This window comes from Bacillus mesophilus, assembly GCF_011008845.1.
Lineage (GTDB): Bacteria > Bacillota > Bacilli > Bacillales > SA4 > Bacillus_BS > Bacillus_BS mesophilus.
This window is the reverse complement of record NZ_JAAIWM010000003.1, coordinates 285,210-303,674: the sequence shown is the minus strand read 5'-3', so window position 1 is coordinate 303,674 and position 18,465 is coordinate 285,210. Positions and strand designations below refer to the sequence as shown.

Annotated in this window: 22 protein-coding genes and 1 riboswitch; of the genes, 15 read left to right on the top strand and 7 right to left on the bottom strand. The window is 36.8% G+C overall.

The genetic code is table 11. The features are described from left to right. Nucleotides 1-77: 77 nt before the first annotated feature. Entirely contained in the window at nt 78-479 is a 402-nt protein-coding gene (locus tag G4D63_RS11435; protein WP_205603831.1) for an NUDIX hydrolase, read from the bottom strand. A gap of 281 nt (nt 480-760) precedes the next feature. Between G4D63_RS11435 and G4D63_RS11430 the strand changes: the two genes are divergently transcribed. Continuing rightward, nucleotides 761-997: a hypothetical protein gene (locus tag G4D63_RS11430; RefSeq protein ID WP_163179771.1), complete on the top strand. Its 237-nt coding sequence runs from the start codon at nt 761-763 to the stop codon at nt 995-997. Between the two features lie 64 nt (nt 998-1,061). Here G4D63_RS11430 and G4D63_RS11425 read toward each other — a convergent pair whose 3' ends face one another. Next, nucleotides 1,062-1,451, bottom strand: a complete 390-nt coding sequence (locus G4D63_RS11425; protein WP_163179770.1) for a hypothetical protein — start codon at nt 1,449-1,451, stop codon at nt 1,062-1,064. A 20-nt stretch (nt 1,452-1,471) separates the two neighbouring features. Next, a complete protein-coding gene (locus G4D63_RS21745) occupies nt 1,472-2,206 on the bottom strand; it encodes a hypothetical protein (protein ID WP_204559090.1) in 735 nt (244 codons plus the stop codon). Between the two features lie 76 nt (nt 2,207-2,282). Continuing rightward, nucleotides 2,283-2,364, bottom strand: a riboswitch (cyclic di-GMP riboswitch). A 717-nt stretch (nt 2,365-3,081) separates the two neighbouring features. On the opposite strand from G4D63_RS21745, the gene G4D63_RS11415 reads away from it, so the two are divergent. After that, entirely contained in the window at nt 3,082-3,675 is a 594-nt protein-coding gene (locus G4D63_RS11415) for a hypothetical protein (RefSeq protein WP_163179769.1), read from the top strand. A 153-nt stretch (nt 3,676-3,828) separates the two neighbouring features. On the opposite strand, the gene G4D63_RS11410 is transcribed toward G4D63_RS11415, so the two are convergent. Continuing rightward, a complete protein-coding gene (locus G4D63_RS11410) occupies nt 3,829-4,485 on the bottom strand; it encodes a sugar transferase (RefSeq protein ID WP_163179768.1) in 657 nt (218 codons plus the stop codon). Between the two features lie 227 nt (nt 4,486-4,712). Here G4D63_RS11410 and G4D63_RS11405 point away from each other — a divergent pair, with 227 nt between their 5' ends. Next, nucleotides 4,713-6,080: a tyrosine-protein kinase domain-containing protein gene (locus G4D63_RS11405; RefSeq protein WP_163179767.1), complete on the top strand. Its 1,368-nt coding sequence runs from the start codon at nt 4,713-4,715 to the stop codon at nt 6,078-6,080. Nucleotides 6,081-6,100: 20 nt separating this feature from the next. Next, nucleotides 6,101-6,898 carry a tyrosine-protein phosphatase gene (locus tag G4D63_RS11400; RefSeq protein WP_163179766.1) on the top strand — a complete coding sequence of 266 codons (798 nt, stop codon included), beginning with the start codon at nt 6,101-6,103 and terminating at the stop codon, nt 6,896-6,898. A 31-nt stretch (nt 6,899-6,929) separates the two neighbouring features. Here the strand turns inward: G4D63_RS11400 and G4D63_RS11395 are convergent, their stop codons facing one another. The 3 genes from G4D63_RS11395 to G4D63_RS11385 are packed head-to-tail and all read right to left on the bottom strand — an operon-like array spanning nt 6,930 to nt 10,097. Further along, nucleotides 6,930-7,760, bottom strand: coding sequence for a polysaccharide deacetylase family protein (locus G4D63_RS11395; protein ID WP_163179765.1), 831 nt, complete (start codon nt 7,758-7,760; stop codon nt 6,930-6,932). Continuing rightward, nucleotides 7,757-8,905 carry a glycosyltransferase family 4 protein gene (locus G4D63_RS11390; protein ID WP_163179764.1) on the bottom strand — a complete coding sequence of 383 codons (1,149 nt, stop codon included), beginning with the start codon at nt 8,903-8,905 and terminating at the stop codon, nt 7,757-7,759. Before G4D63_RS11390 ends, G4D63_RS11395 begins: the two co-directional genes overlap by 4 nt. Before the next feature lies 1 nt (nt 8,906). After that, nucleotides 8,907-10,097 (bottom strand): O-antigen ligase family protein, encoded by a 1,191-nt coding sequence (locus G4D63_RS11385; protein ID WP_163179763.1) that lies wholly within the window; start codon nt 10,095-10,097, stop codon nt 8,907-8,909. Between the two features lie 356 nt (nt 10,098-10,453). Here G4D63_RS11385 and G4D63_RS11380 point away from each other — a divergent pair, with 356 nt between their 5' ends. The 11 genes from G4D63_RS11380 to G4D63_RS11330 all read left to right on the top strand — a co-directional run bounded on the left by G4D63_RS11380 (nt 10,454) and on the right by G4D63_RS11330 (nt 18,465). After that, complete coding sequence (locus G4D63_RS11380; protein ID WP_163179762.1) at nt 10,454-10,792, top strand: helix-turn-helix domain-containing protein; 339 nt, start codon at nt 10,454-10,456, stop codon at nt 10,790-10,792. Nucleotides 10,793-10,953: 161 nt separating this feature from the next. Further along, the gene (locus G4D63_RS22460) at nt 10,954-11,919 is read left to right on the top strand and encodes a hypothetical protein (RefSeq protein ID WP_420837813.1); all 966 of its coding nucleotides are present in this window, start codon (nt 10,954-10,956) and stop codon (nt 11,917-11,919) included. A gap of 32 nt (nt 11,920-11,951) precedes the next feature. Then, a complete protein-coding gene (locus G4D63_RS11370; RefSeq protein WP_163179760.1) occupies nt 11,952-12,593 on the top strand; it encodes a class D sortase in 642 nt (213 codons plus the stop codon). A 139-nt stretch (nt 12,594-12,732) separates the two neighbouring features. Then, on the top strand, nt 12,733-12,894 hold the full coding sequence (locus tag G4D63_RS11365; protein ID WP_163179759.1) for an anti-sigma factor domain-containing protein: 162 nt from the start codon (nt 12,733-12,735) through the stop codon (nt 12,892-12,894). Between the two features lie 248 nt (nt 12,895-13,142). Then, nucleotides 13,143-13,310 (top strand): Flp family type IVb pilin, encoded by a 168-nt coding sequence (locus tag G4D63_RS11360; protein ID WP_163179758.1) that lies wholly within the window; start codon nt 13,143-13,145, stop codon nt 13,308-13,310. Nucleotides 13,311-13,410: 100 nt separating this feature from the next. Next, nucleotides 13,411-13,914 (top strand): A24 family peptidase, encoded by a 504-nt coding sequence (locus G4D63_RS11355; RefSeq protein ID WP_163179757.1) that lies wholly within the window; start codon nt 13,411-13,413, stop codon nt 13,912-13,914. After that, nucleotides 13,911-14,282: a TadE/TadG family type IV pilus assembly protein gene (locus G4D63_RS11350; protein ID WP_163179756.1), complete on the top strand. Its 372-nt coding sequence runs from the start codon at nt 13,911-13,913 to the stop codon at nt 14,280-14,282. Before G4D63_RS11355 ends, G4D63_RS11350 begins: the two co-directional genes overlap by 4 nt. A gap of 1 nt (nt 14,283) precedes the next feature. Next, nucleotides 14,284-15,276: a pilus assembly protein TadG-related protein gene (locus G4D63_RS11345; RefSeq protein WP_163179755.1), complete on the top strand. Its 993-nt coding sequence runs from the start codon at nt 14,284-14,286 to the stop codon at nt 15,274-15,276. Nucleotides 15,277-15,296: 20 nt separating this feature from the next. Continuing rightward, nucleotides 15,297-15,923 carry a Flp pilus assembly protein CpaB gene (gene cpaB / locus G4D63_RS11340; protein ID WP_163179754.1) on the top strand — a complete coding sequence of 209 codons (627 nt, stop codon included), beginning with the start codon at nt 15,297-15,299 and terminating at the stop codon, nt 15,921-15,923. After that, nucleotides 15,924-17,105, top strand: coding sequence for a CpaE/TadZ family protein (locus G4D63_RS11335; RefSeq protein ID WP_163179753.1), 1,182 nt, complete (start codon nt 15,924-15,926; stop codon nt 17,103-17,105). It begins immediately after the preceding gene. 10 nt (nt 17,106-17,115) lie between these two features. Continuing rightward, a complete protein-coding gene (locus G4D63_RS11330; RefSeq protein ID WP_163179752.1) occupies nt 17,116-18,465 on the top strand; it encodes a TadA family conjugal transfer-associated ATPase in 1,350 nt (449 codons plus the stop codon).

Here is an 18,465-nt window from a genome sequence, read left to right as displayed (position 1 = left end):
GAGGAAAGAAGCCAAGGGGATGTTCTTCTCGGCTTCTTCTCTACATACAGTTAAAACTGTCCCCATGAAATTAGTTCCTATCTAAAAATACCACTTAGTATCTTTTGTGTAGTAAGGGTAAGGTCCTTCGGCAAATAGTCAAAACTAAAATAGTTAACTCTGCCTATTTCTTTATGATCGGTCTTAATATCATGATGTATTGTAGCCTCAAACATTGCCATAATACTATACACCTTATCTCCATTAGGATATTCATGAAAGTAATCCTTACCAGAATATATGTTCAAAAAGTTAAGGCTTGTAACTGTAATGCTTAGCTCCTCTATTAGTTCCCTTCTAATCGTTTCTTCAAATGTTTCACCAGGCTCCATATATCCCCCGGGTATACCCCAATCATTTGTATCATTTCTGTATTCCAATAATAGATGCCCCTCATGATTTCTAATAATAGCTCCTGCAGAATTAAGGATAAGCGGCATAGCTCCAACTAACTTTCTAAGATCTTTAATATAAGCTATGGGTTGTCACTCCCTTCTTATTAGCTATTATGCACGATAATATTTGAGCCAAACATAGAGACAGTGTTCTTCAGCTTTCGATTAGAGGATCAGAAAAAATAATTATTATTATTCTGAAAATTATGAATTTATAGGTTGATTTTTGCATTTATTGATATATAGGTCTTTATTGGATAGGTTGGATTTGTTTATTGCTTTTTAACTGTCCTAGGTTCTCTATAAAGCGAGTAACAAAGGAGGTCATGCTTATTGGTACGATTATAGGAATTTTTCTTACTGGTATCATGGGCACCGTGGTTTATTTTCAATATCTAGAACTTGAGGAAATTTATCAGGAGCGCAAAAACACGAGGTATCACCACGTAACGCTTGAAGATGGAAAAGAGGGAATACGAATAGATCCATCTGGTCGAATGATTATGAGGCATGATACTACAGAACAAAATTGGAGGGAGTTGATCAAGCTTGTAGAAGAATAAAGACGGTTCACATGCTTCTGGTATAAGACCGAGAAGTACAGGACCGTACCTGTTGTTTTTTTTATTAGACTGATAGGCCACCATCAAGATTTTTTGTCGTATAACTTTTTCCACTTTTGCGAGAAAACACGAAAATGGAGATAAACTTAACCATTACTCCTGAAAATAGTGCAAGCATGAAACCCTCTGGGTCTACTCCGTAATAACCATAACTACTGTCTTCAAGAATCATCCAAAACGGAATAAGCCCCACAAATGTAGAGTAAATCCAGATTGGCCAGAAATGCTGTTGCTTGGAGCGGTTTCTCGCGATACGGTACGTCATATAACCTATAAGCATCATGACTAATTCCGATACAATAAAAAATCCACCTACCAATAAATAATTGTTCAACATACCAATGAGGTTCAATATATAAATAACGGATAAAACAACTAGTATTTTCTTTCTCATCTTTACTTCTCCAACCTTATTTAAGATTTTAGATTATTATGAAGGCTGCCATCAGGATTTGATCGCAAATATCCACCGCCTTGCTCTTCTGTTACATTAACTGCTGTGTTTCCATCCCCGTCTCTCCAATAACCTTCAATATACTGCCCATCTCTCCAGTGACTATCAACCCAGTGTGGCTTTACGTGGTTTACACCTGGTTGATCTGAAGACTCGATTGGGGCAGTTGTCCCGGTTTGTGCTTGGGACTGAATCTGTTGCGCATTATTGTTTCCTTCTGCCATGTTTGGACTATTATTAGTAGGATCTCCTGATTCCGGACCATCCACAAAGTCTACTACTCCGACTGCTAGAACCCCAATGGCAACTGTTTTTGCAATATTTGACGCACCGGATTTTATTTTCTCATCATCATTATATTTAAAACCTTCATAAACATCCTTACCACTGTGATAAGTACCTTTAGCAGTTTGATAGACTCCCTTAGCGGTTCTAGACACAGAGTTCCCAATGTCTCCTAAACCTTTGTCAATCTTCTTATCATCGTTTTGAATCATTCCAGAAGCTGTATTCCACGTTCCGTCGGCCACTTGTCCCAATGTGTCACCAGCAAATTCAGAAGCCTTCTTAACTCCATCTCCAACTTCTTTTATAAACTTATTCCCTGTTACATCACCAACCACATTCACAGCTCCGCCGACGACAAACCCAACAGCTTGTCCTGAAAACTTTCCTAAATCCCTTAAAAATCCCATGTAGATCCCCCTTAGTATGAAAAAAGACCCACCTAATAGATTAGGTGGGTCTAAAAAATGATAGATTCCATCTATTTTCGGCGACTCGGCTACCATAGCAGTGCTTTAGGCCCGTAGTTTTGCGTCCCTACCTTTCAATAGGTTTGCCATTATCGAATAGTTCTTAGGACTATATTACCATCATTTTTAAAATAGAAATAGTTAAACTAATCCTGTATAAGGGTAGTTTTCTCTAGGTGTTTCTAAGTTTAGAGATTTTGAATGACAGTGTACGGAGCGTAAGAGGAGTACTAGAAAGGTTTATTGTATAAAGTGACTACTATGACTTTTACGTTTATAGTTCCATATTGGTTTTGGGACAGTGTACCTGTCCCGGTGTCCCACCTTATTATTTTAAGAAATGGAGAATTGTCTTTTTTTTGCTAGTCTTTGTGGGTGCTAAAGGACAGTCCTTTTGTTTCTTGATCAAAAGCGCATTTAATTTATCACTATACTGCTTAATCTTCTCGATCAATTCTTGTCGTAACTGTTCGTCAAGGCACCCGTCTAATAACATTTTGTAATATCTAATTCTTAGTGAATACCAATATTTTAAATAATTATTTAACATAACACCTCTCCTTAAAACGACAATTTGCGACATTTTTCTACATTATACCATATCATCTTAAAAATGGTAATAGGAGTGTATTCCCGTTTTTCTTTGAAAATAAACAAGATGAGACTGCAATTATTTGAGTTACTCCATATAAACAGAAGTTTGTAAGCATGGACTGATGATAGAAGAGAGAGAGGGAACGTCGTCCTGATTCCTTGTATAATTCCCTGGAAGTTAGCCTATGCTTATGAAAAAACTTAATGTATAGGTGTGGAATATGAAAGGTTTGTCTTTAGTTTATATATCGGCTTGTATACTTGTAATTTTTACAGGATTTCTATTTATAGGAAAAGGGTTGGTGGATTTTTATTTTGAGGAGCAGGGAGATCTCTATACGGTCCATGAATCATTTCCTTCGACTTTTTTTGATCATTATTCCAAAAATAATCATGTGGTTGAAGAAATGAGTGAAATGAAGCCTGTTAGTAAAAAAGATACAGAGGCGAGTGAAGGTATAAAGGAAGTAGAGGAAATAAAGGTAAAATATCGAGCTTTATTAACAGATCTAGAACAACATGCTAATCAGAAATTATCTTCTTTATTGTCGGAAGCCGTTAAGGAGTATAAATCAATAAAGGAAAAAGGAGAGCCTGTTTCTTATTTAGAACTATTTGCAAAGTATAAACTTGCCGCTGAGAATTTAGAAAAGGAAATTGATCAATCTTTTGAAGAAATCATCGTAACGCTTGAAGGTGAACTTAAGAGCAATGGATTTAGCTCTTCTTATGTAACCGTCTTAAGAGAGGAATATGAAGCGATAAAAGATGAGAGGCAAACGGAGTTATTAAAAAAAGTAACAAATCAGTTATAAGCAAAGAAAGTGGTGCTTGGTAGAGGAGTAGGTATGGCAGCAGTAATGTCACTGAGCACCACTAATAAACGGACACCATTAAAAACCTTTATAACGAACAACCACGTTGAATTAACCCCTTAATGGAAGCAAAAGAACCGTCCAAGCACTTCCTTAAACACCTCTTGCTTTATCAAGGTTGACCACCACTAGAGCCGTTTTACAAAGGATTTTAATGTCCAACCAGATGGAGTAGTTTTCTATGTACCACTTGTCATAGTGTAACTTTTCAGCTGGTGGGGTACGGTAAGTTCCTTTTATTTGGGCATATCCAGTAATACCGGGCTTCACATTCATTCTGCACGGATAATCGGGAAGTTGCAGGCAAAATTCAGTAACAAATTTGTGTCTTTCTGGTCTTGGGCCTACTAGACTCATATCACCTATGAGCACATTGTAGAGCTGTGGCAACTCATCTAGTCGTGTGGCTCGTAGGAATGCCCCTATTTTGGTGATTCGTGGGTCCTTTGATAGCGCTAATACAGGTCCTGTATTTACTTCAGCTCCATCAATCATGCTTCTAAATTTATAAATTAGAAAGGGCATGCCATTTATGCCAAGTCGCTCTTGAGTATAAATGGAGGAACCTTTAGATGTTAGCGGGATCATCATAAGTAATATCAGCGTGATCGGGCTCGTTACAATAATCAGCAAAACAGAGATGATGATATCAAATCCTCGCTTAATCATCCCATCTACCTTTCCAATCTCAAAAGGCTTTGCTTGAAAAGCAATTGGTTCACCACCCAGTGTTTTAGGCATTCTCTCCATAATAATCCTCCTCATAGTCCTTTATGTCCCATAGATAAAGATAAATACTACTACTTTTGTTTCATCAACTAAGACCTTTGTTCTATAAATACCTATAAGAATTTATGCGGAATTTACCAGTTAATTCATGTAAAAGAAAAAAATATTTCGGAATTTGTGTACATGCTATCTTATATTTCTTCATATCATGTTATATCACTATTTTTATTGGAATAAGGAGCTTGAATATGGAGACGACGTTTGATGTGAGACATTTACTCTTGTTACTAGTACGTAATACTTGGTTAATCGTAATATTGACTTTATCGATAATTGGTATTACAGCAGCGGTGAGTTTTTACCTAATTACCCCTGTTTATGAAGCAAAAAGTGATATTTTAGTCACAATGAAAAATGGGGATGGGGTCGAAACACCTACTCCAGGAGAGATTGATTCGAGCTTGAAGTTAGTGGAAACCTATCGTGTCATCATTCAAAGTCCAACGATATTGGAACCTGTCATACAAACGTTAAGTAGAGATATTCAGCTTGATGATTTATTAGATAAGGTGACAATTAGAGCTCTTGATGATACACAGGTGTTTTCAATTATGGTTAGAGACGAGGATTTAGGATTTGCGGTTGAAGCAGCTAATGCTATTGCCATTGAGTTTCAAAAACAAACAATCCAGCTAATGAATCTAGATAATGTTCATATATTAAGCCCTGCGAAAGTTCCATCTATAGTTGACCCTGTCTCACCAAAGCCAATCATTAATATAGTGATTAGTGTGTTTTTAGGAATCTTTTTTTCACTAGGGGTAGTGCTTATTAAGGAATATTTTAATACAACCTTAGCAACAGAGGAGAAGGTAAGGAAGTTTCTTCATCTATCTGTTTTGGGAGAAATTCCGTCAATTAAAAATAAAAAACTTAAAAAAGAAAGTGCCTTATTGAGCGCACACAATGAATTGTTTTACAAGCTCATTCCTAGATGTAAAAATCAATTAATTAATATGGAAGCTTATCAAAATATTATTGCCAACCTCAAATTGGCTAAAGAACCGAATGGAAAAACCATACTAGTTACGAGTCCTAATCAATCTGAAGGAAAGTCAATGACAAGCGCCAACCTAGCAATTGTCTTGGCGAAAAGTAAAAAGCGAATTGTCTATGTTGATATGGATTTACGAAGGCCATCCGGGCATTATGCCTTCCATCTTTCCAATCAACGAGGAGTTACCTCTATATTAAAGGGAAACTTAACGATAGAAGAATGTATACAACATTGTGAAATTAGCAACCTATCAATCATCACTTCCGGACCTATTCCTCCATATTCTTCACAGACTCTTACTACAGAGGAAGTGAGTGGTTTTTTCAAAGAACTAAAGCAGCTTTTCGACGTCATTATTATTGATAGTCCACCTATGTTTGTTTCAGATACAGCCATTTTATCTCCTCTAGCGGATGGGTGTCTTGTCGTCGTTAATGCAAAGAAAACACGCTATCCAGTCACACAAAAATGTTTAGCAAGATTGAAAAATGCAGGAGCGAATTTACTTGGTGTTGTCATCAATGACAAAAAGGTGAAGACAATGCCTTATTACTATTAAGCGAGAGGAGGAGTACAGGGATGAACATTGATATTCATAATCATCTACTATGGGATCTTGATGACGGACCTGGGACTGTGGATGAAACAATTCGCATGGCCATGACAGCTGTTAAGCAAGGGATTACGCATGTAATTGCTACTCCGCATTATCGAAAGGATCGGTATGAACCAGAACCAGAAGTTGTTAAGGAGAAAGTGCTTCACCTCAATCAACTTTTACAAAGGGAGGAAATCCCTCTTTTGATCTCTGCAGGAAATGAAATTCATCTATATCCAGAAATAGTAGATGATTTACTAACGGGAGAAAATGTTCTAACTCTAAATGATACGAAGAAATATGTACTAATCGAACTACCTAATCATCATCTTCCTATGTATACAGAGCAAATCTTTTTTGACATGCAGCTACATGGTTTCATCCCCATTTTGGCACATCCTGAGCGAAATACTGAATTTAGGCGTGATCCTACCAAACTAGCTACTCTTGTTCAAAAGGGGGCATTGGTACAAATATCAGCCCGAAGCTTATTATTTAAGGGGCATCATAATATGAAAAAGTTTACTAACCTACTAATCAAACATAATCTTGTTCATCTTGTTGCGTCAGATGCTCATGATACCGAGAATCGTCCATTTCTATTACAAAATGCGTTTGCTTATATTAATAAAAAGCATAATCATAGCTATTCGACATTTTATAATAATAATGCAAGGAATGTACTGAATGGTATCGCCTTTCATATTCACCCACCGCTATTGTTTAAGAAAAAACTTAGTCTATTAAAAGAATCTAACCATGCATATAAAAACTCCTAGGATTGCTCCTAGGAGTTTTTTATTTTCATAGTTATTTTTTTAAGCGCTTTGCAATCTTTCTTAAGAGCTCCTCTATTACTAACCAATCATTCAGTCTTGCTATAAATAAAATATTCCCGTCACTATATTGCACTGGTACTCGTTTTAGGACAGAGAAATCTATAGAGGTATTTTCTTTTTTTATAGGCTGTCCATTAAAAATTAATGCACCTGTTTTATAGATTCTTTTGACTAATTCTATAGATCGCTCATCTGCTCTTCCTCTTGGATAAGCGAAGTGTATGACTGCTTTCTTTAATCTATCTTCTAAGATGGTTTTGCCACCTATCAGTTCTTCCTCCATTTCCCTTTCAGGGATCGTATCTAAATCTGGATGATTGACAGTATGAGCACCAAATGACATAATTTCTTCTTTATTTAGTTCCTCTACCTGTTTCCACGTCATTAACTGGTTTTCCTCAAGATCTTCGTCCCACCAATACACTTTATCGGTATCAATAAAACCAGTAGCTAAATAATGAATACATGGAAGATGATGCTCTTTTAAAACAGGAAAAGCATTTTCATAGAAATCTGCATATCCGTCATCAAAGGTTATGACTACATATTTGCCTGATAAGGTATTTGTTTCTAGTCTATGTACTAGCTCATCCATTGATATAACATTATATCTCTTTTTCCTTAGATAGTTCGTTTGCCACTTAAAATTCTTTACAGGAACGGACAACTCTTTTTGGACATGATCATTGACTCGATGGTACATAAGAATGACTACCTGATTTTGACTTTTTGAAATGGCTTGATACACATATCCAAAAGGTAGAAAAAATAGCTTTATAAGTTTTCTCATTGTGTAGATCATGAACTAATCACCTTCACATTATGTTGTAAAAAACGTTCATAAATCTGGTCTAGTTCTGATAACACATGATCGACAGAATAATTCTTCACCTTTAGAAGTGCTTCATTTCCCATTCTCTGTCTAGTCGCTTTATCTTCTATTAAGGTACTTAGATGTTCTTCAAGATTAGTAACTTCACCATTTGTAAGTAGACCATTTTGAGTATGATTCACTAAGTCTCTAGAGCCTCTTACGTTTGTTACTATAGCTGGTAGGCCCAAGGCCATTCCCTCCATAATTGACTTAGGCAGACCTTCCCGTTTTGAAACTAATGTAATCACATCAGAGCATTTTAGAATATGATGCACATCATGTCGATAGCCGAGAAAATGCACATGCTGAATCTGTTCTTCTTGTACGATGGCTCGCACATGTTGTTCCTGACTACCTGTACCAACAAGGAGTAGGTGAATATGGTCATGTTTTACTAGTAGCTTTTTCCAAGCGGAAACTAGTAATTCATGATTCTTATTGATTGAAAACTCGGCCACACAGGTGATGACCACATCATCATCCTGTATAGCTAGTTCTTTTCTAATATTGATTAAGGGTGTAACTCCTTTATTATAGTGAGTTAAATCAACTCCAACACCATGTGTAATAAACAGGTTTTGACCAGGAGTATAGCCCATCTTCTGGGCAAGCTGGTAGTCTTCTTCATTAATAACAATTAATCCATCTGTCCACTTTTTAGCAGTTTTTTCAACAGGATAATACAAGAACCAGTTTAATAGAGAGGAACCTTTATGGAAATGAAAGCCATGGGCCGTGTATAAAACAGGACCCTGATTATATTGTTTTGCAAAATATCTCACTAAGAAGGAAGCAATTGGTGTATGAACATGAATGAGGTCAAATGAGTAGTTATTAAATAACGTTTTTAGCTCTCTAGAAGCCCGAAGGTGGCCAATGCTAAAAGGAGATCTTGAAAAATGAATGGTATGGCAGATTACACCTAAACCCTCAATCTTTTCCTTTCCCCCTTCGTTGGGATTTCCAATGGCATGGACTTCAAATCCCTTTTGTTGAAACTGCTGTATAAAGGGAATATGAAAATGTGCCAAATGGGTGTAAACAGTAGCAGCAAATAGAACCTTTTTCTTCATCTTACTCCTCCTCGTTAGATGACTTTATTTTTCTAATAGGCATCCAGGGAATGGCTAGCAATAACCAAAAGTGTCTCCAGTGTAAGGTATCGATCACTAAACTGTTTATGAATAGACCTAATAAGCAAGCTGTACATAAAAGTGCAATTGCCGTTCTATCTGAGATTGCGAGATAAAGAGAGCGAAGCCAAGTGATAAAAAGAAACAAAATGAATAACGCAAAACCTAAAATTCCATTTTCACCAAGAACTCTTACATATAAGCTATGTGGTGAATAACCGGATATTGAATCGGATTGTCCAGGACCGATGCCAAACGGCCGTTGAATTAAAGTTTCCAGTACATTTAGTTGGGTGGAAAAACGGTCTTCATCATACCCTTGTAAACCAAGTCGCGTTTCAAACATCGAGTGAATAGAGGGGATATTCATTACCACAAGTGCTCCAATCATTAAAATGAACAGAATGCCAACAAAATATGATGCTCTTTTTATGAAAGTCCATTGGTTCTGGCTTAATACAATCCAAAGACCCAACAGGACACTAAATGACACAAAGTAATTAATCCAAGCCGCTCTGGAGAAGCTTAAAAAAACAGCAGCTGAAGTTAACACAAAAATACTCATCCATAGGATTGTTTTCTTTTTAGTGGAAGAGGATTCTATAAACAAAATAGAAAGCATAGCAACCGGGACTAAAAATGGACCAAACACATTTGGATCCTGAAACAAACCTTTTATTCTATCAAACAAGAGGAAGGATTCTGAATAAGGAATAAGATGAAAATAAGCTAGAATTCCAATTAAAGCGGAGCTAACCCCAGCAAAAACATATCCATACAGAATCGCCGAACTAATCCGTTCGCTATCCTTATTTAATAACCCCACTACCATTAGCCAAAATACAGCTAGATAAACAGTGATTAGAAAGTAATGTACACTCGAAGAAAAGTTATTCATAAAGAACATAGAAAACAAATTACATAACAAGAAAGTCCAAACTAGAATAAGTGGAAGAATCATAAACGGCCCAAACTTCAAATAACAAGTAAAACAGCATACGACCAATAGAATCAGAACAAGCAAATCAAAAGGAGCAGGCTCCATCGTTACCCAACCACTAAGAGCAAACGTAATCCAAGTTAATTTTATAAAATAGTGATTTATATAAGACTCCTGATAGAAGTGATTCATTCGTTCTTATTCCTCTCTGTGATAAGTGGGACGGAGGGACAGGAACCTTGTCCCAACTTTTATCTATTTAGGTTGATTTAACTCTTCTATACATAACTCTTTAATGTCTATTAATTTATTAATATGTTTATAGATATTCATGATTTATATTCCATTTCTTTACTAATTAAATTATTTAGTTTTAGGTTCTTTAACTATCATTTCATGTAACTAATTATTATACGTTCTTTATAAAGAATATTCCCTTTCTTTTTTGTTGCTAAGCAGTTATACTTTTATTATCGTTCTTTAATAAGAACATATGTGTAATAGCGTACTGAGTAGGCATAGATCATATAGGAAGGGAGGAGGTTGCGATGGAGGGGAACAGGGTTAGAGAAATCCGAGAACAAAAGGGCCTTTCATTAAATAAACTTGCTAAGATTACTGGAATTTCCAAATCTTATTTAAGTTTTATAGAAAGAGGTAAACAAACTAATCCTAGTGTCACAATCGTAAAAAAGATAGCAAATGCTTTAGAAATACCCATGAATGAATTGTTATACGAATTAAAGGTCAGAAATAAAGATTCTATCGACGAGAAAATACATAATGTAATTCATGAATTATCAAAAATTGAGATCAGTGAGAAGGAATTCACCCAATTTAAGAATATGCTGTATTCAATAAAAGAAGAAGTTGAGAATAGTGTTTAATTTCTCTTTTGATAATTTACATAGATTTAGAAAGAGAATGTCTTAAAGTATGTTTTGTTGTTCTTTATTAAGAATTGAGAGTCATTAATACATTTCTAAATAGTGAAAGAGTGTTCTTTTCTGATCGTTTTTAGTGACGATCTAATTTCGGAGGTGAAAGCATGAAGGTAAAAATCCTATTAATTGGTTTCCTATTTATAGCGGGAAACTTCTTTAGTCCTCTTGTTAAGACAAGTGAAGCAAAAAATGATCATATTCATGTTCATATTCTTGCAGGTAGTGAATATATTTCAACGGTTACTGTTAATTATGAGACATCAGAGAATCTTCAACTAAATAGAAGAAGTTCAGACCTTTATTCTGCAGTTCAACCAATAGATATAAACGAACCATATATAACTGCTATTCATGTAATAAAGACTGATGGTTCGCACCAAACTTTTTCACCTGCAAGTGATTATGCTGGAAGGGAAGGTAACGGATCGTTAAGTTATTGGATTACAGTAGAAGCAATAGAAGAACCAGAAGAACCAGTGGACCCACCGACAGACCCAGTAGACCCACCGACAGATCCAGTGGATCCACCGATAGATCCAGTAGACCCACCGACAGACCCAGTGGATCCACCGACAGACCCAGTGGACCCACCGACAGACCCAGTGGACCCACCGACAGACCCAGTAGACCCACCGACAGACCCAGTGGACCCACCGGTTGATCCACCGACAGACCCAGTGGACCCACCGGTTGATCCACCGACAGACCCAGTGGAGCCACCGACAGACCCAGTGGACCCACCGACAGACCCAGTGGACCCACCGGTTGATCCACCGACAGACCCAGTGGACCCACCGACAGACCCAGTGGATCCACCGACAGACCCAGTGGACCCACCGACAGACCCAGTGGATCCACCGACAGATCCAGTGGATGCACCGGCAGACCCGGTAACACCTGATGAACCTACAGAGCAGGAAGAGCCAGATACAACTCCTGTTTCAAAAACTATTAGTGGTGGTCAAATGCCAGACACAGCAAGCAATTGGCTCAATTTGTTATTAATAAGTGGCACGATTTTAATCGGTTCAAGCATTCCACTTCTTATTGGATTAAGAAGGAATGGATAAATAGACTAAACACTATATTTGAGGGGTAGATTATGAATAAAAAGGCATTAGGACTTTTTAAACTGATCTTCCTCCTCTCCCTTTTTTTTGTTTGCTTTTCTGCCTATCAGATATACATATCAAATACTACAGTAAATGCAGCATTAGAAGAATGGGAACAAAAAAAAGAGACATACAACATTGAATCTCCAATTTCAGCATTTGAGGAGGAAAAGATTATTGACTTACATAAAAAGGATCAATCAAAAGAAACTACTATCCTATATCCACATCCACCAAAAGTAGGAGAAGTATTTGGGAAGATCACCATTCCAAAGATTAATCAAGAATTCCCTATTATTCATGGAACTGACCAGCCGGAATTAGCTGAAGGTGTAGGGCATTATATAGGTAGTGTTTTACCAGGGGAATCAGACAACACAGTTTTAGCTGGACACCGAGACACAGTGTTTAAAGACCTAGGAACAATTGAGACTGGGGATATGATCATCGTTGAGACTGTAGCTGGAACCTTCACCTATAAAATAACCGGTCAGAGAATAGTAGATAAAGATGATCGGACTGTTATTGTTCCGTATGATAAGGCTACGTTAACGCTCATTACTTGTTATCCTTTTGAATTTGTTGGTCCTGCGCCTGAGAGGTTTGTGTTGGTGGGGGAATTAGTGAACTAAATTATGTTATAAACTTAGAAAGGCATCATATTCTTTTTAATTGATTTGAAGGGGTTTTTTACGCACTTTTTGTTCTTTATAAGAAATGAATTCAGTGGCTTTATATGATTCATATAAAGAACAATATTGGAGGTTAGATATGAATAATAATGAATCGGTTAAACCTACAGTTGAGGGTATTGTAATGGAGATTGGTAGTGAACATCTAACTGTACTAACGGAAGAATTAGACTTCATTACTTCTGAACCTTTAGATAAGGATGTAGATATCGGTGATAAAGTAAGTTTGCAACGTAAGTAAAGATCGTAGAGGGTTTATAAGGGGGATTTGAAATCTATGAAAAAAAATAAAAAAGTTTTTTAAAAAGTATTGACCTGTTCTTAATATAGAACTATAATCAGGTTATAACTTGTTCACTAAAACGAACAAATTAAACTAGGTATTAAATGTTTAATCAATAATTCTTACATAGTCGCTAACAGCAATCATAAAATTGATGGTTAAACATTCAATATATAAAAATTATAAACAAGGTGGAGGAATTTAAAATGAAAGAAATGTTAAAGAGATTAGTAGTAGAAGAAGAAGGAGCTACAATGGTTGAGTATGGTTTGATCGTAGCTTTAATCGCTGTGGTTGCTGCAGTTGGAGCAGGTTTCCTAGGTGAAAAAGTAAACGGCTTATTTAACAAGGTAGGAACACAATTAAGCAAATAATCTGTATGCCTCGCTTTGTTAGCGGGGCATTTTTAAAAAGTTTCTATGCTTTATTAAGCTCTCTTTAAATATAACAAAAGAAAAGCTATGGGAGATAAATATGATCAATTTTGTACTCATTGTAATTTTACTAGTTTCTTTATATACCGATTTGAAAAATAGAAAAATTTTGAACATAGTAACATTACCTGGGATTGTAATAGGATTTATGTTGAACCTATACATTAGCGGACTTGAAGGTTTTTTATTTAGTGGTAAAGGATTTCTTTTGGGGTTTGGTTTATTTTTAATACCGTTTTTACGAGGCGGAATAGGGGCAGGGGATGTCAAGTTAATGGCTGCAATTGGTGCCATGAAAGGTGCTACTTTTGTATTTCACGCCTTCTTATATACAGCAATAATTGGTGGTTTAATTTCACTCTTTTTAATAGTAAAAAAAATGGGACTGACACAGTCTTTTAGATATATGTTCTTTACTTTTGCATTATTTGGAGGGAATGCAGGAACTATACAACAAAGCTCTTCCAAAGATATGTCATTTCCATATGGAATTGCAATTTGTATCGGGACTATAATGGCAATTAAATGGGGGAGTTTACTGTGAAATCTCAAAAAGGAGCTGCTATGGTTGAACTCGCATTATGCCTACCGATATTAGTACTTCTCTTATTTGGTATTGTAGATTTCGGAAGAATATTCCACGCATATCTAACGATCGATCATTCAGGAAGGGAAGCGGCACGAGAGGCTAGTGTTGGCAAAGATGTAACCTTAGCAGTAAATAAGGCAGTTGATACTTCATCAGGTCTACTTACATCATCAGATGTTAGCGTTACATTTGATCCGGATCCTTCTAGAGGATCCTATGTAAAAGTTGTAGTTTCCCATAGTGTTAACTATCTAACTCCTATAATTGGAGGTTTAGTTCCTCCTTTTAATTTAATTGATGAAACTGTGATGAGGGTGGAGTGATATGAGAAGAATGATGTTTAAGTTTAGAACATTTTTAAATAATGAATCAGGTGGAGTTCTGATTATTGTGGCATTCGCACTAGTTGGTTTAATGGGCTTTACGGCTCTAACTGTTGATGGAGGGTCCTTATATACAGAGAAGAGTAGGTTGCAAAAGGCTGCAGATGCCGCAGCATTAGCTGCTGCACAAGAGCTCCCATTAGATTCTACAAAGGCAGAACTTGAAGCTACGAACACAGCAAACAAGAATAGACCAACTGTTGATGAGGTAAAAGTTGAAATTGATCCCAATAAAAAATGGGTTAGGGTGACAACCAAAGAAAATGTAAAATTTACATTTGCAAAAGTACTTGGATTTAATGATCAGGATGTCATTGCAACTGCAAAGGTTGAATTAAATCCCATGACATCAGGTAGAGGTGTTATACCACTGGGAATCCAACATGTAGATTATGACTTATGGAAGAACTGTACAGAGATAACGTTAAAGCTTCCAAAGCCATCAGACCCTACTAGTACAAGTATTGGATGTGATGGTGCCAACAATTTAGGATCTGGTAATACGGGACCACTTGTATTGACAGGGACTGGTGGAGATAAATACAGAGATGATCTTAAAAACGGTTCTAATGTGGAAGTAAAAGTTGGAATGGAACTAGAGACGCAAACTGGTAATATGGTCGGTCCTACTAAGCAAGGAATTAAAGATCGACTTAGTTCATGTCCTTCCTATGTAACATATGATGCAGCAACATATCCTGAGGATTGTGAAAGAATTGTTACAGTACCTATCTACAAGATTATTGAATTTGAAACAGGTAACCAAATAAAAAAAGTTGAAGTGATCGGATTTGCTGTCTTCTTCTTAGTGAGTGTATCAGAATCAAGTGAAGGAGCAGAGGTAAAGGGACAATTAATCAGTTATAACGTTGGAGGAGATAGCTCTCCAGCCCAAACAAATTATGGAGCATATGGATATAAGCTAGTCGACTAGTGAATTTGCAGGAGGAAATCATGAGTATAAAAAAGATTTGGACATTTGCTATAGTTTTTGGAATGATCGCAACAGGAATCTTCTACTTTACCTATCTATCAAAAGGAACTACACAACAAGTAACCTCTGATCAGGAACAGAATGAGTCTGTAGAAGAAGCTGGACAGGAGGGGGCAAATGAATCTGCGGTAGAACCGGAAGCAGAGGTTCTATCTACTGAAGACGATAAGGATGCACCAAACTTTATGATTCCTCCGGGTAAGGGTAAAAGAGGAATTTCTATAGAGGTGAATGTAGTTAATGGTGTATCAGGGTTTTTAAAACCAGGTGCATTTGTGGATCTAGTTTCTATTATGGAGCCACCAACTGAAGAGACAGAAAAAAAGAATCCTAATCAACATGCAGCTGCTACTTTACTTTTACAAAATGTAAAGGTATTAGCGATTGGCCATGCTGCTGACACAAAGGAAGAAGCTGCTAGATATGCACTTGTTACGCTAGAGGTTAATCCTACACAAGGCCTAGCCTTAGGCTTTGCTACCAGAGATACGCTTTATTTAATGCTTAGAGGAGAAGGCGATGATATGGTTCAGAAGGAAAAAACTCACATCCACGAAGATGCTCTACATGAAGGGGTGTTTCGTTAAATGAAAACGAGGGTGATCTATTATACAAATCATCTAAATGTTATTACTCAAATTCAACAGGCTGCTGATGAGTTAAAGTATCCATTGACCACGATTCAAGAAATGGGAGATATAAAAAAGAATATTAAGGAAAACGAACATACGGTTGTCTTTATAGAAGCAAATTCAAGCAGTAATATATATGAACTTTGTAAAAAGCTAAACTTCACGTATCCCAATGTTGGAATTGTCCTGGTAGGGCGTGAAGAGGAGTTAGATTTAAGGTTAGCTATTCGTTCAGGGGCTGTGGACGTTCTATTTATATCTGCTGACCAGCATGAAACCGTTGAGGTAATGGAAAGGGCGGTTTGGGAACTTAAAAAAGCTCAAAATCAAGTAGAAGAAGTTAAAGAATTGAAAGAGAAACGTACAATTACGGTTTGCAGTACGAAAGGTGGGGTGGGTAAAACCACCATTGTTGTCAATCTTGCGGCTGAATTAGCTAAACAAAAGTATAAAGTAGTCATTCTAGATCTTAACCTTCAATTTGGTGATGTTGCGATGTTCTGCGATATTAAACCAAAACGAACGATTTATGAATGGACGAAAGAACAATATGGTAATGCACATAGAGACATATCTAGGTTTGTTCAACAGCATGAATCCGGAGTAGACATCATACCTGCTCCTCTTCGCCCTGAGTTTGCTGAGGCCATTAATGAAAATCATATACGTGCCATTTTACTAGACATACAAGAGAGCTACGATGTAGTTCTTATTGATACTCCAGTACATCTATCTGAGATTGGTATTATCAGTTTAGAAATGTCAACTGACATTTTGGTGACTACCTTTATGGATTTACCCACTATAAAAAACACGAAGATATACGTGGATACATTAGATTCCTTAGGGCTTAAAGATAAAATAAAAGTGATTCTAAATCGGGCTTATAAAGTTAAGGGGATCGAACCAGAGACGGTTGAAAAGATTCTAGGTAAAAAACTTTTCTCTCGAGTTCCTAACAAGGAAAAACAGATTGTTATGTCGGTCAACGAAGGGAAGCCGTTTGTTCTTACAAACCCTAGAAACCCATTTTCAAAGAATATTAAGGTAATTGCAAAAAAACTAATGGATGATAAGGTTACGAATAAAAGTAAAGATTCTAGCATCAAGGAGAAGGTTGAAATACTTTCAAGATAGGAGAATTTAAATGGCTTTATTAAGAAGACTTGGGGGAGAGACAGCTGTAACAGACTCCCCCTCCTCAACTGTTTTAAAGGAAGAAGTTAAACCTAAGCGAAATACTGTTGATATTGACCTTGAAAATAAACTTCACAATTATTTAGTGGATGAAATTAAGAATAACCCAACCATTAACGAGCAAAACTTGAAAGAAAAAATAAAAGAGTTAGTGGAGCCCTTCTTTGACAATGAAGGGGAATATTTAACCTTCGAAGAAAAGAACATTCTATTAAGCTCAGTGGAAAGTGAACTGACAGGCTACGGACCGATTACCCCTCTACTATTAGATCCATCCATAACAGAGGTCATGGTAAATGGTCCTCTTGATGTTTATTATGAAAAAAAAGGAAAGCTCTATAAAAGTAATGTTAGTTTTCGTGATGATGACCATGTAACTAGGGTAATTGAGCGAATTGTGTCACCACTGGGAAGAAGAATTGATGAAAGTGTACCTATGGTGGATGCAAGACTGCCTGATGGATCACGTGTTAATGCCATCATTCCACCTTTAGCATTGAATGGACCGACGATTACCATTCGTAAATTCTCACAGACTCCTTTTACGGCGGATGATTTAGTTCAGTTTGGCACATTGACACGAGAAATGGCGCAATTTTTAGATGCCTGTGTTAAGGCTCGTCTAAACTTATTTATCAGTGGGGGAACAGGTTCTGGGAAAACAACTACATTAAATGTATTATCGGCCTTTATCCCGAATGATGAGCGAATTGTAACTATTGAGGATGCTGCAGAGCTTAAACTGTCTCAGGAACATGTTGTATCTTTAGAGGCACGACCTGCAAATATTGAAGGACAAGGTGCCATTACCATTCGTGATCTTGTTAGAAATTCACTTCGTATGAGACCCGATCGCATTATAGTAGGAGAGGTTCGGAGTGCTGAAGCTTTGGATATGCTACAGGCCATGAATACTGGTCATGATGGAAGCTTAGGGACAGGACATGCCAACTCGCCACGTGATATACTTTCTCGTTTAGAAACAATGGTGTTAATGGCAGGAATGGATTTGCCAGTAAGGGCTATCCGTGAACAAATTGCAGGAGCTATAGATCTCATTATCCAGCAGAACAGATTGAAGGATGGTACTAGAAAAATAACACATATTACCGAGGTAATTGGTATGGAAGGTGATGTTATTGTTCTACAGGATCTCTTTGTATTTAAAGAATCTGGTGTTTCAATAGACGGTAAAATTCAAGGGAAATTGGTTTCAACAGGAATTAGGCCTTATTGTATGGATGCATTTGAGCTTAATGGAATAAAGCTTCCATCCTCTATGTTCACTGAGGAGTGGTAA

Bases quoted from the DNA above. Each gene is read 5' to 3' on its own strand.
- G4D63_RS11435 (WP_205603831.1), bottom strand. From the start codon at position 479: ATGCCGCTTATCCTTAATTCTGCAGGAGCTATTATTAGAAATCATGAG.
- G4D63_RS11430 (WP_163179771.1), top strand. From the start codon at position 761: ATGCTTATTGGTACGATTATAGGAATTTTTCTTACTGGTATCATGGGC.
- G4D63_RS11425 (WP_163179770.1), bottom strand. From the start codon at position 1,451: ATGAGAAAGAAAATACTAGTTGTTTTATCCGTTATTTATATATTGAAC.
- G4D63_RS21745 (WP_204559090.1), bottom strand. From the start codon at position 2,206: ATGGGATTTTTAAGGGATTTAGGAAAGTTTTCAGGACAAGCTGTTGGG.
- G4D63_RS11415 (WP_163179769.1), top strand. From the start codon at position 3,082: ATGAAAGGTTTGTCTTTAGTTTATATATCGGCTTGTATACTTGTAATT.
- G4D63_RS11410 (WP_163179768.1), bottom strand. From the start codon at position 4,485: ATGGAGAGAATGCCTAAAACACTGGGTGGTGAACCAATTGCTTTTCAA.
- G4D63_RS11405 (WP_163179767.1), top strand. From the start codon at position 4,713: ATGGAGACGACGTTTGATGTGAGACATTTACTCTTGTTACTAGTACGT.
- G4D63_RS11400 (WP_163179766.1), top strand. From the start codon at position 6,101: ATGAACATTGATATTCATAATCATCTACTATGGGATCTTGATGACGGA.
- G4D63_RS11395 (WP_163179765.1), bottom strand. From the start codon at position 7,760: ATGATCTACACAATGAGAAAACTTATAAAGCTATTTTTTCTACCTTTT.
- G4D63_RS11390 (WP_163179764.1), bottom strand. From the start codon at position 8,905: ATGAAGAAAAAGGTTCTATTTGCTGCTACTGTTTACACCCATTTGGCA.
- G4D63_RS11385 (WP_163179763.1), bottom strand. From the start codon at position 10,097: ATGAATCACTTCTATCAGGAGTCTTATATAAATCACTATTTTATAAAA.
- G4D63_RS11380 (WP_163179762.1), top strand. From the start codon at position 10,454: ATGGAGGGGAACAGGGTTAGAGAAATCCGAGAACAAAAGGGCCTTTCA.
- G4D63_RS22460 (WP_420837813.1), top strand. From the start codon at position 10,954: ATGAAGGTAAAAATCCTATTAATTGGTTTCCTATTTATAGCGGGAAAC.
- G4D63_RS11370 (WP_163179760.1), top strand. From the start codon at position 11,952: ATGAATAAAAAGGCATTAGGACTTTTTAAACTGATCTTCCTCCTCTCC.
- G4D63_RS11365 (WP_163179759.1), top strand. From the start codon at position 12,733: ATGAATAATAATGAATCGGTTAAACCTACAGTTGAGGGTATTGTAATG.
- G4D63_RS11360 (WP_163179758.1), top strand. From the start codon at position 13,143: ATGAAAGAAATGTTAAAGAGATTAGTAGTAGAAGAAGAAGGAGCTACA.
- G4D63_RS11355 (WP_163179757.1), top strand. From the start codon at position 13,411: ATGATCAATTTTGTACTCATTGTAATTTTACTAGTTTCTTTATATACC.
- G4D63_RS11345 (WP_163179755.1), top strand. From the start codon at position 14,284: ATGAGAAGAATGATGTTTAAGTTTAGAACATTTTTAAATAATGAATCA.
- cpaB (WP_163179754.1), top strand. From the start codon at position 15,297: ATGAGTATAAAAAAGATTTGGACATTTGCTATAGTTTTTGGAATGATC.
- G4D63_RS11335 (WP_163179753.1), top strand. From the start codon at position 15,924: ATGAAAACGAGGGTGATCTATTATACAAATCATCTAAATGTTATTACT.
- G4D63_RS11330 (WP_163179752.1), top strand. From the start codon at position 17,116: ATGGCTTTATTAAGAAGACTTGGGGGAGAGACAGCTGTAACAGACTCC.